Genomic DNA, 17744 nt, shown 5'->3' with positions numbered 1-17744 from the left:
TAGTTAAAAGCTACTCTGCCTCAGCAGGCTCTATTCGGGTCCAGCCCCAGTCGTCAAATAGCACATAGACCGCCGGAATCATGACCAACACCAGCACAGTGGTTGCCAGCAGACCAAATACCACAGAAATCACCAATGGCTTGATGGCGGCAGACTGTACGCTGGTTTCCGCCAGCAAGGGAAGCAAACCGGCAATCGTGGTGGTGGACGTAATCAAAATGGCTCGAAGCCGGTCGCGACTGGCCTGCCCTGCCGCGACGATTGCGCTCAAACCCTTGCGGCGGTTTTCTTTGATAAACTGCACCAACAGTATGGAATCGTTTACCACTATGCCTGCCAATGACGCAGCACCAATCATCGACGGCATGGAGATGTACCACCCCAGCAACACGTGCCCCCAAAGCGCACCGACAAAGGCCAAAGGAATGGCCAGCATAACGATAAGTGGCTCGGCATAGCTGCGAAACTGAAATGAAAGAATCACAAATACACCCAACAACCCAATCAATAAGCCACGAGCAATGGAGCCGCCGGTTTCTGCAGAGCGTGCCACCTGTCCTTCAAAGCTGACCTCGACATTTGGATGGCGTTGCTCAAAGCCCGCTAGCCACTGACCACGCATGTCGTCAACAACAGCCTGAGCGCTTGCCTTGCTCGCATCCACATTGGCTTGAACCGTTACAGTGCGACGGCCGCCGATACGGGTAATCATGGCCCAGTCCCGTTGTTCATGAATATCGGCTACAACTTCTAACGGCACCTGACGCCCACCGGGCAGCAGAATGGTTTGGTTGGCCAGATCATTCAGGCTGGATCTGTCACCCTCAGCCTGACGCACCAGAATATCCACATCGCGCCTACCAATACGCTGGGTACCTGCAACCTCCCCCAAAAAAGCCGCACGCAATTGGGATGCGACCATTTCGGCGGTTAACCCTGCCGCAGAGGCCCCGTCTTTTAGCGTGAAGGTTCGTTGTGGCTTACCGGGACGAAGGTCATCAATGATGTTGTAAACCGCATCGTAACCGCTCAGGTAATCACCTACGTCTCTTGCGGCCAACTTAAGATCTTCGAGATTTGCCCCTTGTAGCCGCACTTCAATGGGTATGCCAGCCGGGCCGAACCCCGGCTCCTGAATAATCAGGCTAGAGAGCCCCGGAATCACACCTATCTGCTTGCGCCAGGCAATCGTCAGCTCATCCAACGTCATGGTTCGGACCTCGGCACTGAGCAAATCGACCATCACCGTCGCAACATGCGCGCCAGTCTCTTGCGCACTGGGGTTGTGATTGAAGCGGACTTGGATGGCATTGACCAACGCAGACGCAGCGGGTTGCTCCGGCGTCAGAGCGTCATTGAGATGCCACATGGCATCTGCAACCTGTACGGCGGCCAATTCTGTGCGCTCTAGTGGCGTACCCTGAGGCAGTAAAAGCCGTGCTTCCAGTGTGTCGCCGTCGAGATCCGGCATGGCTTCTGTGCTGACATGGCCACCCCTCATAAAGCCAGCCGTACCCAGCAAAATAAACAACACACCACCCAACACGGCATAGCGCCAGCTCACTGCTGTATCTGCGAGCCTGCCGACACGTTCCTGAAACATTCCAAAATGCCGATCAAAGGCTGTACGAAAACGGGATTGAGTTGGCGCCTGTATGGATAAAATACTGCCCCTCAAATGATGCGGCAGAATCCAGAGGGCTTCGATAAGGCTCGCGAACAGAGCAGCAATCAATACAACCGGCAGCACTTTGAGCACCGAACCCAACTCGCCCACTAAAAACGCCAGAGGCGCAAATACCCAAACGGTTGTGAGGAAGGACGACACCACCCCGGGCAACACCTGCCGGGTGCCTTCAACTACCGCGTCCAGAGGCGACGCGCCCGCTCGGGCCTGTACAGCAATGTTATCGGCGATAACTACGGCATCGTCCATTACGATACCAATCGCCATCAAGAGCGCCACCAAGGTAATCATATTCAGCGATAAGCCGACCAGACTCATCATAAAAAATGCCCCTGCGAAGGCTACGGGGAGCCCCAAAACGGCCCACAGTGCGAGGCGCGGTCGGAAGAACAGGCCCAATACCACAATCAGCAGCACAAGCCCTGCTATGCCATTACTCACCAACATTTCTAGGCGATCCCGAACAATGCTGGTCATGTTCTGGGTAAGGGTTAGCTGCAAAGGCCCGTCGATACGCTGGCGTTCGAAATCTATTAACCTCGTAAGTTCCTCTAGCACATTCAAAGAGTCATCACGAAGTGTTTTACTGACCTCCAGAACTATCGCGCGTTGGTTGTTGAAAAGAATCTGCGCTTCCGGCCTTTCGCCAGCTTCCCGAAGGGTAGCGATCTGACCCAGAGTAAGCTCACCACCAGCGCTGCCTGAAACCACCACCAGATCTGCAAGTTCCTGCAAGCTACGCCGTTGATCGGTAAAACGTAGCAAAATATCGCGATCCGCGGTTTCCAAAGTGCCGAGAGGCACATCGATACTTTGCTGCCTGAGCCGCACCCCCAAATCACTGGCCGACAACCCATACTGCGCCAATACCGCCCGCGGCACCTCCACCTGCCACTGTCGTTGGGAAAGCCCCTGTAGGTTGACCTGCGCCACTCCGGGCAACGCCATGATGCGCTCTTCCAGCTGCAGCGCGTAATCTTCAAGCCGGTTTGATGCCATGTCGCCATGAACAGCAACGGCGGCTACAAGGTCACTGCGATGCAGTTCTCGCACTACGGGCCTTTCAGCTCGCGCTGGCAGATCGGTGAGCGCGTTAACCTCGGTATCGATATCGCTCAGAAAGCGCACCGATTCACCACTCGCATCCATGGAGGCTACGGCGCGGGCCAGATTATCCTGTGCTACACACTTTACTTCGTCGAGATAATCAACCCCCTTGACGGCATCGTACAAGCGCCGACAGATGGCATCCTCTACATCCACAGCACTCGCGCCGCGATAGACAACATCGATGCTAACTTCAACAGGCCGGTAATCGGGAAAGGTTTCACGCTTGAGACTTGGCGCCGCATATAACCCCGCCGCCAGCATGAGTATCAGCAGCAAATTAGCAGCTGTTGGATGTCCTGCAAACCAGCGGATCATTGCTCTGCACCGAGAGCCAATTGCTTCAAGTGTTGCTCGAGAGCTTTATTGCGATGAGGCGCTACTTTCATTCCTGCAATAGCGGGTACTGGATCATCGGTAATCAACAATTCGCCAGCAGCAAGGCCCGTTTCAATGACAGCTAGACCACTTTGTTGGAAAGCTATGGTTACCGGGCGCCGTTGCAACAGGTTGTCCTCGCCCAGCATGTAAATTTCGCCCTGATGAACTGCTGAAGACGGTATCGCCAGCAAGGATCGGGGGCTGTTTGCACGGAACACAACCTGCACATGCACATCACGCTGAAGCGCGGGCCGCTCGGGCACTCTGGCGAGGCTATACGGTTGGTCTACCGTCACCACCACGCGCCCACTGCGTGTACCGGGATCCAAGCCACTGGCTACCCTGCTTACACTTGCCGGCCAGCGCTCGCCCGGAAAGCCAGTCAACTCCACCTCGCTGCTGATAGCAGAAAAATCAATGCGTTCGGTAATATCCAATGCCGTTCGACGTGCATCAAACGGTATCGACACAGCGCTCATAAGCCTGCGCAGCATGCTCAATGGTACCTGAGCTTCAACCTCAGCCTGCTCAATACTGTCCGCAAGGAATAATGGTTGGCTTAGGACGGCATACTGATGCTCCTCAACTTCAACGGAGCGTACACGCAAGTCATAGGGGGCAACAAAGCGCGTATCCTCAAGGTCTTGCTGTCTCTGATTCAGTCGCGTACGAGCGCGCTGAGTCTGGGCTTCGAGATGCTGTTTTTTCGAGGGCAACAACGAGAGCTGGTTATCCAGAGACTGTACAAGTTGGCGTTGCGCCAGAGTGGCACGGAGCTGCTCATCCAGTCGTGACCGAGATACAGCGCCGGTTTCAAGTAGCCGTTCAACTCGCTTGAGCTCGCCTTCAGATAACTGCAGCCGCTCAGTTTCAAGTTGTAGCAAATGACGAGTATTTTGTGTTTCGGCCGCAAGCTGGCGCTGTTCGGCCATCAAAGAGGCCAGCTCAGCTTCGATTTCTGCAATCGCCAACTGGTAGCGCCCGGGATCCAACGCCAACAACAGTGTACCCGCGGGCAACAATGTACCGCTGTTAAGCTCGGGATGGCGATAAACAACACGACCGGCAACATTGGCCACAGCCTGCCAGGCCTGTGCCGGACGGGTAATCCCAAATCCACGTGCCGTTAGTACAAATGGTATGGGCTGGGCTTCAATGACCGTAAGAGACATAGGAGACGCAGTCGATTCACTGCGTGCCGGCGTCTCCTTTAAAAAAACCAGAAGGGCAATCAGCAGAACTCCACCCACCAGACCGACAAAAGCCAACATCTTTGTATTGCGGAACCGAGCCCTAGCCATTGGATTCTCTCTTCAATAAAGTTCTTCACCCTCAAGATAGTAATTAGTTACTATCTTTTCCGCAAGTAACGCAATGGAATCACCCTGCTTCGGGCAACACACGGCGCTCGGAATTAACGCACTTAAATAACGAAGGGGGTGTCCAGCCAACAAGTGCTGAGCGGGTAATACTGAATTATGGGAGGCTTTGCTCAACCCACGGGAAAACGTCAGAAGCTAAAGATACTTCTCCATCGGCAACAAGCTGAACAGGCCGGACTTGAAGCGCCGCCAGAATCCTGTGGCCGGTTCGTGGGTCCAGAATTGTTCCTCACCGGCCGACCAGAACAGCTGCCCACCAGCCTCTCGTGTCACCATCCAACTGTTTTCAGGCGTCATCGCGGCTTCGATATCCTGCGCAAGCCGCTCAGCCAGTTGGGCACTATGTATCACCAACACGGTTTCGGAGTTTAAATAGATCGAGCGAAGATTGATGTTGAACGAGCCGATGTACAAGGCTTTGCGATCGAATACCGCAGATTTAGCGTGTAAACCCACCGAACCGCTACGGCAAAAGTCTGGCATGGCAATCCAACTCAAGCAGGCTTCTGCATCGGGCCGCAGCTCATACAACTCCAGTCCGTTGGCGAGCATTGCACCGCGTCGACGTGCGTAGCCAGCATGATTGGTGGTGAGATCATTGGAGGCTAACGAATTGGTCAGAGCCAAGACACGAACGCCTCGCGCCTTCACTTGCCTCAGTATATCGAGCTGGTCATCTCCGAGAATGAGATACGCAGATTCCACCAAGATTTCCTTGCCTGCCTCCTCAACCAGTTGGTACAAAGCTTGAGCGCTGCGCTGGGGGCTATCCGTAACGTCTTGGCCATATACCGTGGGGGAGTCAAACACCAACTCCCCTTCGGCCCAGACGAGCGCAGGTAGGATTTGCGATATATACTCAAGCGCCGACGCAGAATCTTGTGGCGGCACCCGGGTAAGCCCAGTGCCATCGGAGGCTGCCGCACGGATCTGCTCTAACTCTGTACTCAGTCCCAGCTCTTGCGCAGCATCTGGCTCCAGCTGACTCATTAGGTAGCTTGACCTGCTGTTCCAAAAAGCGTCGAAATTGGCAGTCAGGTCAGCCACAACTGGACCGGCAATCAGAACATCGCGATCGCGAAAGTTCACTTGTGGGTGGAGATCGAAGTACTCATCCCCGATATTTCGGCCACCCATAATGCCTAGCGCACCATCGACCACGAATGTTTTGTTGTGCATGCGCTGATTGAGGCGCTGGAAGTCCGAGATGAAATTCAGCCATTTACCGATACCCGAGCGGATCGCGAAGGGGTTGTAAATGGAAATTTCAATATTGGGGTGTTGATCCAAGGCGGCAAGCAAGGTATCGCGCCCATCTAGATTGACATCATCCAACAACAACCGCACCCGCACACCACGGTCGGCAGCCACTAGCAGACGTCGCGCCAGATAAGATCCCGACACATCGCTGTTCCAGATATAGTATTGAGCGTCAATACTTTGCTCGGCTGCCTCAATCAGCGCGGCACGCTGAAGAAATGCCTGACGGCCGGCATCCTGAATATAAAACCCGGAATAACCTGATTGATCCGGCAGATGGGGCTGAACCTGACGGCCCAAACGCGTTTCATCAGGACGATCAAACGCGTAGGACAGCGGCGGTGCATTGTGAGGCGGCAGCTGGGCGCAACCCTGCATGAACAAGATGACGAACAGAATACATAGAGTTTTGGCACACAGTGCGCGCCTTGAAACTGTCGCTATTCTGTCAGGCAATGGCTTTATCCCAGTTTATGCGCCTGTCTTTGCGAGACCTAACTTACTCCCACTCAATCGTCGCAGGCGGCTTGGAGGAGACGTCATAAGTAACCCGTGATACACCGCTGATTTCATTGATGATGCGATTGGATACGGTTTCCAGCAAGTCGTACGGCAGGTGCGCCCAGCGTGCTGTCATGAAATCTACGGTTTCAACAGCACGCAATGCAATTACCCATTCATAGCGACGCGCATCTCCCACAACACCCACAGACTTCACCGGCAGAAATACGGCAAAGGCTTGACTGGTTTTATGGTAGAAGTCAGCGCGGTGCAGCTCTTCCAAGAAGATAGCATCGGCGCGACGTAGTATGTCCGCATACTCTTTTTTAACTTCACCCAAAATGCGGACACCTAAGCCCGGCCCGGGGAAAGGGTGGCGGTAGACCATGTCGTAAGGCAGGCCCAACTCCAAACCAATGCGGCGAACTTCATCTTTAAACAGTTCACGCAGCGGCTCTACCAGCTTCAGCTTCATGGTTTCCGGCAAACCACCCACGTTGTGGTGAGATTTGATCACATGGGCCTTGCCGGTTTTCGAGGCTGCAGATTCGATCACGTCGGGATAGATAGTGCCTTGGGCTAGCCAGTTCACATCTTTAATGCGCGTGGCTTCTTCGTCGAAGACGTCAATGAAGGTGTTACCAATGACCTTGCGCTTCTGTTCCGGATCGCTTACGCCCTTGAGGTTAGTAAGGAAACGCTCTTCAGCGTCAGCACGGATCACCTTCACGCCCATGCTGCTACCGAACATGTCCATCACCTGGTCGCCTTCGTTCAGGCGAAGCAGGCCATTGTCTACAAACACACAGGTAAGCTGATCGCCAATGGCCTTGTGCAGCAGCGCAGCGGTGACTGACGAATCCACGCCTCCGGAAAGGCCTAGCAGCACTTTGTCGGTACCGACCTGCTCACGGATTTTGTTGACTGCATCGTCAACAATTTTGGCCGGTGTCCATAAGGCTTCGCAGCCGCAGATGGACATTACGAAGTGCTCAAGAATCCGTTTGCCTTGCAGAGTGTGGGTCACTTCCGGGTGGAACTGCAGACCATAAAGATTGCGCGACAGGTCTTGCATCGCTGCGATTGGCGCACTTTCGGTTGACGCCAACAGCTCAAAACCCTCAGGCATGGCTACCACCTTGTCACCGTGGCTCATCCACACATCAAGCAAGGACTCACCGATCGCTGTCAGGTGGTCGGTAATATCTTGCAAAAGCGGACCTTTGGCACGCACTTTCACCTGAGCGTATCCAAACTCGCGCTTCTCCGAGCTGGCAACCCGGCCACCCAGTTGTTCGGCCATGGTTTGCATGCCGTAACAGATACCCAAAATTGGAATACCGCTCTCAAACAGCCCTTCCGGCGCACGCGGGCAGTCCAGCTCTGTGACCGATTCAGGACCGCCAGCCAGTAGTATGCCTTTGGGGTTGAACTCTTTTAGCTCTTCATCGGTGATATCAAACGCGCGGACTTCGCAGTAAACGCCTATTTCGCGCACACGGCGTGCAATTAGCTGAGTGTACTGAGAACCAAAATCCAGAATCAGGATACGGTGGTCGTGAATGTTGTGGGCCATAGAATCCTCGAAAAAATAAGCTGCGCGGCTCTGATATGAGCCGCACTCAGGCTGTCTGTTCTCAGCTAACGCGGTAGTTCGGCGCTTCTTTGGTGATGGTTACATCATGTACATGGCTTTCGCGCATGCCAGCACCGGTAATGCGCACAAACTGCGGCTTGGTGCGCATTTCAGGCATGTTCGCACTTCCGGTATAGCCCATGGATGCACGCAAGCCGCCAATCAACTGATGGATGATGTTGCGCATTGGGCCTTTGCAGGCAACACGACCCTCAATGCCTTCCGGAACCAGCTTTTCAATACCTTTACTGGCGTCCTGAAAGTAGCGGTCGCTTGACCCCTGCCCCATGGCACCGAGTGAACCCATACCGCGATAGGCTTTATAGCTGCGGCCTTGATACAACTCGATTTCGCCGGGTGCTTCGTCTGTACCCGCCAACAAACTGCCGATCATGACGCAGTGGGCGCCAGCAACAATGGCTTTGGAAATATCGCCGGAGAAACGCACACCACCGTCGGCAATCAATGGTACATCAGTATCTTTCAATGCTTCCGCTACGCTGGATACCGCAGAAATCTGTGGTACACCCACCCCAGCAACAATGCGGGTGGTGCAGATAGAGCCTGGGCCTATGCCAACCTTTACGGCATCTACACCCGCATCAGCCAGCGCTTTGGCCGCTTCGCCGGTAGCAATATTGCCACCAATCACCTGAAGGTCTGGATAGTGCTTTTTGATCCAGCGCACACGCTCAATCACACCGCGTGAATGACCGTGGGCTGTATCCACAACAATCACATCCACACCGGCATCTGCTAAGGCAATAATACGTGCTTCGGTGTCGCCACCGGTACCAACTGCAGCACCCACTCTTAAGCGACCCTGACTGTCTTTGCACGCCAAAGGGTAGTCTTTCGACTTTTGAATATCTTTAGCGGTAATCAAGCCACGCAATTGGAAGTCGGCGTTTACCACCAGCACTTTTTCTATGCGGTGGCGGTGCAGAAGTTCTTTCACCTCATCCAAGCTAGCACCTTCTTGAACGGTTACCAGCTTGTCTTTCGGTGTCATAATCTGGTGCACCGGCGTATCCATGCTGCTTTCAAACCGGATGTCGCGGCCTGTCACTATGCCAACCAGCTCGGTTCCATCAACCACTGGCAAGCCGGAAATATTGTTGGCCATGGTGATTTCCACCAGCTCGCGCACGGTGTTTTTCGGGCTAACGGTAATCGGATCTTTCACCACGCCACTTTCAAACTTCTTAACCCGGCGTACTTCAGCAGCCTGCTGTTCCGGGTTCATGTTTTTGTGCATGATGCCAATGCCGCCTTCCTGAGCCATGGCAATCGCCAGCTCTGCATCGGTTACTGTGTCCATAGCGGCAGAGACAAGCGGTATATTCAGCGTAATCGTTCGAGTCAGTTTGGTGCGCAGATCCACTTGGTGTGGCAAAACCTCGGAATAACCGGGCACTAACAGAACATCATCAAATGTGAGAGCTTCTTCGGCAATTCGCAGCATTGGGATCGGCCTTTTGAACGTGCTAAATTTGAACCTTTCGAACGGAGCCTTTCTACCTGAAGGTGAAAGAAGAAAGGCTACCGCCGCAAAGTAAAATGCGTAATCGGCCTATTATAAAGAGGTGTCGCAAGTCAGTAAACTGCACAGTTTCCTATCATTTACCGCATGCGTTTGAAATTCCAGCAATTTACACTCATATTTTTCGGCTATTGCGTATAAGCCGGTTAGGAGATTTTGGTGAATAACCTATTTCAGGATACCCGGCTCAGAGCGTTGTCCGTCAGCGAGCTGAATCATCAGGCCAGGCATCTGCTGGAATCCAGCTTCATGCAAGTGTGGGTTGAGGGTGAGTTATCAGGTTTTTCCCGGCCCTCGTCCGGGCATTGGTATTTTTCCCTAAAGGACCAAAAATGTCAGGTTCGCTGTGCCATGTTCCGAGGCCAGAACCAACGTATTCGCCCACTACCTAAGGAGGGGGATCAGGTTCGCATTCGAGGCAAAGTGACTCTTTACGAAAATCGTGGCGACTTTCAGATTATTGTCGAGCACATGGAGCCCGCGGGCCTCGGCGCTCTGCAGCAAGCTTTCGAGGAATTAAAGCGTAAGTTGCAAGCAGAGGGTATGTTCGAAACAGGCCGAAAAAAGCCGATTCCTGCGATGCCCAAACACATTGGTGTTGTCACCTCCCCTACCGGCGCCGCAATTCACGATATCCTCACGGTTTTGGCACGGCGTTGCCCCGCTATACCGATCACACTTTACCCCACAACGGTTCAGGGTAAACCGGCTACGGCGGAAATAGTACACGCTATCGAGGCGGCGCAGGCCCATGGCGTGGCGGATGTGCTGATTATCGGTCGCGGTGGCGGCTCACTAGAAGACCTCTGGTGCTTTAACGAGGAAACCGTAGCACGGGCCATTGGAGCCTGCACCATCCCCACAGTTAGCGCCGTCGGGCATGAGACTGACGTTACCATTGCCGACTTTGTGTCAGATCTCCGGGCACCCACACCCTCTGCAGCGGCTGAAAAGGTGTCGCCGGATCAAAACGAGATGCTAAGACAGGTGTATGACCGAGAGCACCGCTTGGCTAACGCCGCCAAAAGAGTGCTTCAACGCCTGAACACAAAACTGGAGCACCTCCGTGCACGCTTGCGCGACCCGAGACGAGAGTTGCTGGATAAAGCCCAGCGACTTGACGAATTGGAGGTCCGGCTGGGCAAAGCCATTGCACAAAGTTTGGATCGTTCGCAGGTGCGCAGCACCCACCTGGCGCAACGGCTGACCATGCAGTCTCCCGGAAAACAGCTCACAAACAGCCGGGAAGCACTGGATCGATCTGCTCTTCAACTGGAGAAAGCAATACAACAGACTCTAGCGAGGTTTAATGACAAGCTGGGCCATACAGCCAGCACCCTTAACCTTGTGAGCCCTCTGGCCACACTGGGGCGTGGATACGCTATTGTTCGCGACCAACAAGACAATATCGTCCGCAATGCAACTGACGTAACCACCGGCGGCCAAATTTCCGCACACTTGGCAAATGGCAGCCTTACAGCCGAAATAAAATCCGTTAACCTGAACAGCACTTGGCCCAAAAACTCCGCTGACTAATCCTATGGTCTACTGGTTCACTGCCTCAAAGCGCCTAAAGTTGAAATATCTGACAACAAAATAACAGCAGGCATTACGAGGCAGATTGTATGGACTACAACTCAGAGTTCCGGAGATCCATTGATAAACCGGAAGAGTTTTGGCGTGAGAAGGCAGGCAGCATTGACTGGATTCAGACGCCCGAGGCCATCTGGCAAGCCACTGATAACGGCCACGGCAAGTGGTTCCCTGACGCAACACTCAATACCTCTGATGTAGCTCTGGATGCCAACGTACGGGCAGGCCGGGGCGACCAGAAAGCCCTCATATACGACTCACCGGTTACAGGCACCAAGTGCAGCTATACCTATACGGAGCTAACCAACGAAGTCGCACGCTTTGCTGGAGCCTTGAAAGCAAAAGGGATTAATAAGGGCGATGTGGTTATTATCTATATGCCCATGATTCCTGAAGCCGTGATTGCGATGCTGGGCTGTGCCCGCATTGGAGCGGTTCATTCGGTTGTCTTCGGTGGTTTTGCCGCTCACGAACTAGCAGTACGTATCGACGATGCGCAACCCAAGGCGGTGATTACCGCATCCTGCGGGATAGAGGTGGCGAAGGTCATCGAATACAAGCCTCTCGTAGACAAAGCCATTGAACAAGCGTCTCACAAGCCTGATTTTTGTGTGGTCTACCAGCGGCCGCAGGTAAAAGCCCACATGCAGGATGGCCGCGATTACGACTGGAGCGACCTAATGGCCAGCGCCGAGCTAGCCAGCCCGGTTCCTGTGAAAGCCACAGATCCGCTTTACGTTCTTTATACCTCTGGCACTACCGGTAAGCCTAAAGGTGTAGTTAGGGACAACGGGGGGCATGCTGTCGCGCTTAAGTACAGTATGAAGTTAGTTTATGACGCAAACCCGGGTGACGTATTCTGGGCCGCCTCCGATGTAGGCTGGGTGGTTGGGCACAGCTATATTGTGTATGCGCCCCTATTTGCTGGTTGCACAACCATCCTTTATGAAGGTAAACCAGTGAGAACGCCGGATGCCGGTGCTTTCTGGCGAGTGGTTCAGGAACACAGTGTAAACCTACTGTTTACCGCCCCTACAGCATTCCGCGCAGTTCGCAAGGAAGACCCTGAGGCCGATCACCTTTCACGCTACGACATTAGCTCCCTGAGGCAGATATTCCTTGCGGGCGAGCGCTTGGACCCGCCAACATATGAATGGCTCAGAGAGCACACCCAGCTACCCATTTTGGATCACTGGTGGCAAACCGAAACTGGTTGGGCCATTTGCTGCAACCCAGTCGGGATTGAGACGATGGCTACCAAGCCTGGTTCAGCCACTGTGCCATCCCCCGGCTATAACGTGCAGGTTGTCGACCCCCGTGGCAGCCAAGTGCCTGCGGGGGAGCAAGGCCAGATTGCAGTCAAACTGCCACTCCCCCCGGGGTGCCTGGTAACCGTATGGGGAGACGACCAGAGATTTCAGGACAGCTACCTTAATCCCATACCGGGCTTCTACAGCTCGGGAGACGGTGGATACATTGATGACGACGGCTATGTCTTTGTTATGGGTCGCACGGATGATGTGATCAACGTTGCTGGCCACCGACTTTCTACAGGCGAAATGGAAGAGGTGGTTGCATCTCATCCGGCCATTGCTGAGTGCTGTGTTGTTGGTGCCCACGACGATATGAAAGGCCAAGTTCCACTCGGCCTCGTGCTTATTAAAGATGGCGCTACCATTGATCATGACGAGCTAGAGGAAGAGCTGGTTGAGATGGTGCGGGACAAGATCGGCGCAATTGCCTGCTTCCGTAGAGCCTTGGTAGTAGACCGCCTGCCCAAGACACGCTCCGGAAAAATACTGCGACGGGTGATACGGCAGATTGCCGATGGCGAAGAGTATGTCGTGCCAAGCACGATTGACGACCCGGCAATTCTTGAAGAGATCAGTGAGCAGTTTCGGCGCTGAGCATGGTTGAACCGACGACCAAACACCCACTCTGCAAAGCCGAGTGGGTGTTTTTTATCAAAATAAATATAACCACCTGTTTTTAAAAGACTTAAAAGCTCAGCAAAACGTTGACGACCCCCAAAGTCGGTCTATACTAAAATTGCTGTGGAAAATCTACAGTGCCCCGTGAGGGCAAATCTCAGAAATACAGGAAAGTTCAATGTCTGATATAAAAACAGGTAGCGTTAAGTGGTTTAACGAATCCAAAGGGTTTGGCTTCATTGCTCAGGAAGGCGGCAGTGATGTCTTCGTCCACTACAGCGCTATTACTTCAAGCGGCTTCCGCACACTGACCGAAGGTCAGCAGGTGCAGTTTACAGTAACACAAGGCCCTAAGGGCCCGCAGGCGGAAAACGTAACCCCTGTCTGAGGTTATTTATTCGCCCTCTGCCCCTCACGGGCACGAGAAAAGCAACAAGCCAGCGTTCAAGCTGGCTTGTTGGTTTCTATTCAGGCACTTATTGCTCTTTCCCTATCACTAGCCTTATCACCAATCTTTGCTTCAGCACCACCAACCGCTTGCGCAACCGCTGAAAACAGCGCCTGTAACGTTGCGGACGTTGTATCTTCAGCCAGCGCAGCCGCACTGCAGTGTTTACCCCCTGCGGTCAGTCGTATGCAAGCAAGCGCATTGGCACGGGTGCCTTCGCCCAACGCGAACTCATCGTAAGCTTCTACCGCAATTTTAAAGCCGAAGCTTTTTTCCAGTGCTGCAGATACCGCCTCAACTGCTCCAAGACCTCGACCCTCAAGGCGCGCTGGCGCGGATTCGTTACCAAAGGTTACTTCAGCATGCACGCCCTGCTCGTCTCTATGCAGGTCATAGCCCCGCAACGCCCAATTATCGTGAACTTTTAGGTAACGCTGTTCAAACAGGCTATGAATGGCCATGGAATCAATTTCGCCACCATTGGTTTCTGCAGCACCTTGAACGACCTTACTGAACTCGATCTGCAGCCAACGTGGCAGGCTAATGTTGTAGTCCCGCTCAAGAACATAGGCTACGCCGCCCTTGCCCGACTGGCTGTTGATACGAACAACCTCTTCGTATCGGCGCCCCAAATCGAACGGATCGATTGGCAGGTAGGCGACATTCCATACATCCCCCTCTTTCCTGAGTGCAAGGCACTTGCGTATCGCGTCTTGATGGCTGCCGGAGAATGCAGTGAACACCAACTCGCCAGCGTAAGGATGGCGCGGATGGGTGGAGATTTCGGTACAGGCTTCAACCACCTCCGTTATTTCCGCCATGCCAGACAAATCCAACGTAGGATCAATACCCTGCGAGTAAAGATTCATGGCCATGGTCACCAAATCCATATTGCCGGTGCGCTCACCATTACCCATCAAAGTACCTTCCACACGATCTGCACCCGCCATAACTGCCAACTCTGCCGCAGCCACACCACAACCCCGATCGTTGTGGGTGTGAACGCTAACGCTGATGTGCTCTCGGTGGCGGATGTTGTCGCACACCCATTCAATCTGGTCTGCGAATACGTTTGGTGTAGACATCTCTACAGTGGCAGGCAAATTAATGATCACCGGCTGACCTTGATCCGGGCGCCATACCTCGGATACCGCATCAATAACCTCAACCGCAAAATCCAGTTCGGTGCCCGTGAAGCTCTCGGGGGAATACTGGAACGTCCAATCGGTTTCCGGGTGCTGGGCAGCCAGATCTTTCACCACTTGTGCGCCATTCACTGCAATGTTGCGAATGCCCGCACGATCCAGACCGAACACCTGCTCACGCTGTACCGTTGAGGTAGAGTTGTATACGTGCACAATCGCTTGCTTGGCACCTTTAAGGGCTTCGTAGGTACGCTCAATCAACTCAGGGCGAGCCTGGGTGAGCACTTGGATTTTCACATCATCCGGAATACGGTTTTCTTCAATCAGTTTGCGGCAAAAATCAAAATCGGGCTGGCTCGCGGCCGGAAAACCAATTTCGATTTCTTTAAACCCAAGCTTTACCAACAGGTCAAACATGCGCTGTTTCTGAGCCACATTCATAGGCTTTACGAGAGCCTGATTACCATCGCGAAGGTCAACCGCGCACCACGTAGGTGCCTTTTCGATAACCTTGTCGGGCCAACGGCGATCCGTTTTAGCGATCGGCCGGAAGGCAACGTATTTGCGATGATCAAAAGCCATGTTTGTCGTGCTCCGTCGTAATTTTAGGATTTCTAACAAGAATGAATAGTTTAACGCGTCCTGTGCGATAGGTGATTGCGAAATCACACTCGAAAGCGTAATTTATTGGCCATACATACCTATAAAATCCTTTTTCTGGCAATTTTATGCTCCAAAACAAAGAAACTCTCGTACAAATTGACAAAATCGACCGCCGCATTCTGGCCCAAATACAAAAAGACGCCTCCCTGACCAACCAACAACTCGCAGAAAAGGTGGGGCTGTCCCCCTCCCCCTGCCTGAGACGGGTTCGTGCGCTTGAAGATGCGGGAATTCTTGTACGCACTGTCACCGTGCTTAATCACAAAAAACTCGGCCTCTCGCTTACGGTTATCATTCTAATCGGGATGGACAGGCACACCCCTGAACGCTTTGCTGCGTTTGAAGAACAGGTAAGCGAGTACCCGGAGATTCTGGAATGCTATTTGGTGACCGGCCATGATGCGGATTACATGTTGAAGGTAGTGGTGCCGGATATGGATCACTACCATCACTTTCTCCTCAATCGCATCACCCGAATTCAGGGAGTTAGCGGGGTTCACTCAAGCTTCGTGCTCAAGCGTGTTATTGATAGCACTGCCTTGCCTTTAGGGTATTTATCCTGATGCTGCGCTTGCTTGGCGGATAACAGTGCTCACTATCTGTACCTTGCGCGACAGGCTCCGTACAATAACCGCCACTTTACGACTTACCCTTCTACGAAACATCACTGAACGGAAACCACAATGCGAGCAAGCCGTTATCTGATTGCAACCCAGAAAGAGACGCCTTCTGACGCGGAGATTATCAGCCACCAGCTGATGCTGCGTGCAGGCATGATCCGCAAATTGGCAGCAGGCCTTTACACTTGGCTTCCCATGGGCCTGAGAACCCTGCGCAAGGTTGAGCGGATTGTTCGTGAAGAAATGGACAAAAGCGGCGCTCAGGAAGTTCTCATGCCTGCAGTTCAGCCAGCAGAGCTGTGGCAGGAGTCTGGCCGCTGGGTAGAGTACGGCGGCGAACTACTGCGGATGAACGACCGTCACGGCCGCGATTTTTGCTTCGGCCCTACTCACGAAGAAGTCATTACCGATCTTATCCGTAATGAGCTGAACAGCTACAAGGAGCTTCCAGCTAACTTCTACCAAATCCAAACCAAATTCCGCGATGAGCGTCGCCCCCGTTTTGGGGTAATGCGTGCTCGGGAATTCATCATGAAAGATGCTTACTCCTTCCATGTGAATGCCGAATCACTGGATGAAACCTATCAGGTTATGCATCGCACTTACTGCGCCATCTTTGACCGTTTGGGGCTGGACTACCGCCCGGTTCAGGCCGATTCAGGTGCCATAGGTGGCAATGCATCCCACGAATTCCACGTACTCGCTTCCTCCGGGGAAGACGACATTGTATTCAGCACGCAAAGCGATTACGCCGCCAATATTGAAAAGGCCGAAGCCGTTGCTCCAAGTGGCGAACGCGCCCTACCGGCTGAAGAACTGAAAGAAATTGCAACGCCAGATCAACGCACGATTGAAGCAATCTCCGAATTCCTGAATATTGACGCCACTCGCACGGTTAAAACACTGCTGGTTAAGGCAGAAGCGAAAGAAGAAGGTGACGATAGCAATGCCGGTCTAGTCGCTTTGGTCCTGCGCGGTGACCACTCTCTAAACGAAATCAAAGCGGAAAATCTGGAAGGCGTGGCAGACCCCCTGACCATGGCAACCGATGAAGAAATCGAGGCCGCCGTAGGTTGCAAAGCCGGTTCCATTGGCCCGGTTAATCTGAACATGCCGGTTATTGTAGATCGCAGCGCAGCCCATCTTGCTGATTTTGTCTGCGGCGCTAACAAGGAAGGCTATCACCTGTCCGGAGTGAACTGGGAACGGGATCTGCCTCTTGGGCGCATTGAAGATATTCGTAATGTCGTTGAGGGTGACCCCAGCCCTGATGGTAAGGGAACACTGGAGATACGCAGGGGCATTGAAGTTGGCCATATCTTTAAGCTGGGCAACAAGTACAGCACCGCCATGAATGCCACAGTACTTGATGAGAACGGTAAAACCGTCATCATGGACATGGGCTGTTATGGAATTGGCGTTTCTCGCATCGTTGCAGCCTCGATTGAGCAGAACCACGATGACAAAGGCATAATTTGGCCGGACGCCATCGCCCCCTTCCAAGTAGCTATAGTTACGCTGAACGCCCACAAAACGCCCATAGTGGCTGAAGCCGGTGAGAAGCTCTATGAGCAGTTAAAACAAGCTGGCTATGATGTGCTGCTGGACGACCGTAAAGAGCGTCCCGGTGTAAAGTTTGCCGATATGGAACTGATCGGAATCCCCCACCGCTTTGTTATTTCGGATCGCGGGCTTGCCGCGAGCACTTTGGAGTACAAGGGTCGCAGGGACGAAGATAAGCAGGACATTGCCATTGAGGAAGCCCTGCCGTTTTTAATCAACGCATCGCCTCGCAAAGGCTTGTAAAGAAAACTCTGATTCAAGGCCTGTAGCAAGGCCTTGAATCA

General features: G+C 53.3%; 11 protein-coding genes. 5 read left to right on the top strand and 6 right to left on the bottom strand.

What is annotated here, in order from left to right:
• Nucleotides 1-10: 10 nt before the first annotated feature.
• The 5 genes from MWU62_RS12310 to guaB all read right to left on the bottom strand — a co-directional run bounded on the left by MWU62_RS12310 (nt 11) and on the right by guaB (nt 9419).
• Nucleotides 11-3112: an efflux RND transporter permease subunit gene (locus MWU62_RS12310; RefSeq protein WP_247115194.1), complete on the bottom strand. Its 3102-nt coding sequence runs from the start codon at nt 3110-3112 to the stop codon at nt 11-13.
• Nucleotides 3109-4476, bottom strand: coding sequence for a hypothetical protein (locus tag MWU62_RS12305; protein WP_247115193.1), 1368 nt, complete (start codon nt 4474-4476; stop codon nt 3109-3111). The genes MWU62_RS12310 and MWU62_RS12305 overlap by 4 nt, the downstream gene beginning before the upstream one ends.
• 216 nt (nt 4477-4692) lie before the next feature.
• Nucleotides 4693-6273 carry a phospholipase D family protein gene (locus tag MWU62_RS12300; RefSeq protein ID WP_247115192.1) on the bottom strand — a complete coding sequence of 527 codons (1581 nt, stop codon included), beginning with the start codon at nt 6271-6273 and terminating at the stop codon, nt 4693-4695.
• Between the two features lie 43 nt (nt 6274-6316).
• Nucleotides 6317-7894, bottom strand: a complete 1578-nt coding sequence (guaA, locus tag MWU62_RS12295; protein WP_247115191.1) for a glutamine-hydrolyzing GMP synthase — start codon at nt 7892-7894, stop codon at nt 6317-6319.
• Between the two features lie 61 nt (nt 7895-7955).
• Nucleotides 7956-9419: an IMP dehydrogenase gene (gene guaB / locus MWU62_RS12290; RefSeq protein ID WP_247115190.1), complete on the bottom strand. Its 1464-nt coding sequence runs from the start codon at nt 9417-9419 to the stop codon at nt 7956-7958.
• Nucleotides 9420-9656: 237 nt separating this feature from the next.
• Here guaB and xseA point away from each other — a divergent pair, with 237 nt between their 5' ends.
• The 3 genes from xseA to MWU62_RS12275 all read left to right on the top strand — a co-directional run bounded on the left by xseA (nt 9657) and on the right by MWU62_RS12275 (nt 13409).
• Nucleotides 9657-11033, top strand: coding sequence for an exodeoxyribonuclease VII large subunit (gene xseA, locus MWU62_RS12285; RefSeq protein ID WP_247115189.1), 1377 nt, complete (start codon nt 9657-9659; stop codon nt 11031-11033).
• Between the two features lie 89 nt (nt 11034-11122).
• A complete protein-coding gene (locus tag MWU62_RS12280; protein ID WP_247115188.1) occupies nt 11123-12997 on the top strand; it encodes an acetate--CoA ligase in 1875 nt (624 codons plus the stop codon).
• 211 nt (nt 12998-13208) lie between these two features.
• Nucleotides 13209-13409 (top strand): cold-shock protein, encoded by a 201-nt coding sequence (locus MWU62_RS12275; RefSeq protein ID WP_247115225.1) that lies wholly within the window; start codon nt 13209-13211, stop codon nt 13407-13409.
• Nucleotides 13410-13489: 80 nt separating this feature from the next.
• Here MWU62_RS12275 and leuA read toward each other — a convergent pair whose 3' ends face one another.
• Nucleotides 13490-15196: a 2-isopropylmalate synthase gene (gene leuA, locus MWU62_RS12270; protein WP_247115187.1), complete on the bottom strand. Its 1707-nt coding sequence runs from the start codon at nt 15194-15196 to the stop codon at nt 13490-13492.
• A 146-nt stretch (nt 15197-15342) separates the two neighbouring features.
• Here leuA and MWU62_RS12265 point away from each other — a divergent pair, with 146 nt between their 5' ends.
• Nucleotides 15343-15840 (top strand): Lrp/AsnC family transcriptional regulator, encoded by a 498-nt coding sequence (locus MWU62_RS12265; protein WP_247115186.1) that lies wholly within the window; start codon nt 15343-15345, stop codon nt 15838-15840.
• Nucleotides 15841-15960: 120 nt separating this feature from the next.
• Nucleotides 15961-17703, top strand: a complete 1743-nt coding sequence (locus tag MWU62_RS12260; protein ID WP_247115185.1) for a proline--tRNA ligase — start codon at nt 15961-15963, stop codon at nt 17701-17703.
• The last annotated feature ends 41 nt before the right edge of the window (nt 17704-17744 follow it).

Origin of the sequence: Marinobacter sp. S6332 (assembly GCF_023016045.1) — a bacterium.
GTDB lineage: Bacteria > Pseudomonadota > Gammaproteobacteria > Pseudomonadales > Oleiphilaceae > Marinobacter.
Note: the sequence above shows the minus strand (reverse complement) of the source record. Positions and strands in the feature narration are given on the sequence as shown.

Coding starts and splice junctions, on each gene's coding strand:
- MWU62_RS12310 (WP_247115194.1), bottom strand. CDS start 3,112: ATGATCCGCTGGTTTGCAGGACATCCAACAGCTGCTAATTTGCTGCTG.
- MWU62_RS12305 (WP_247115193.1), bottom strand. CDS start 4,476: ATGGCTAGGGCTCGGTTCCGCAATACAAAGATGTTGGCTTTTGTCGGT.
- guaA (WP_247115191.1), bottom strand. CDS start 7,894: ATGGCCCACAACATTCACGACCACCGTATCCTGATTCTGGATTTTGGT.
- guaB (WP_247115190.1), bottom strand. CDS start 9,419: ATGCTGCGAATTGCCGAAGAAGCTCTCACATTTGATGATGTTCTGTTA.
- MWU62_RS12280 (WP_247115188.1), top strand. CDS start 11,123: ATGGACTACAACTCAGAGTTCCGGAGATCCATTGATAAACCGGAAGAG.
- leuA (WP_247115187.1), bottom strand. CDS start 15,196: ATGGCTTTTGATCATCGCAAATACGTTGCCTTCCGGCCGATCGCTAAA.
- MWU62_RS12265 (WP_247115186.1), top strand. CDS start 15,343: ATGCTCCAAAACAAAGAAACTCTCGTACAAATTGACAAAATCGACCGC.
- MWU62_RS12260 (WP_247115185.1), top strand. CDS start 15,961: ATGCGAGCAAGCCGTTATCTGATTGCAACCCAGAAAGAGACGCCTTCT.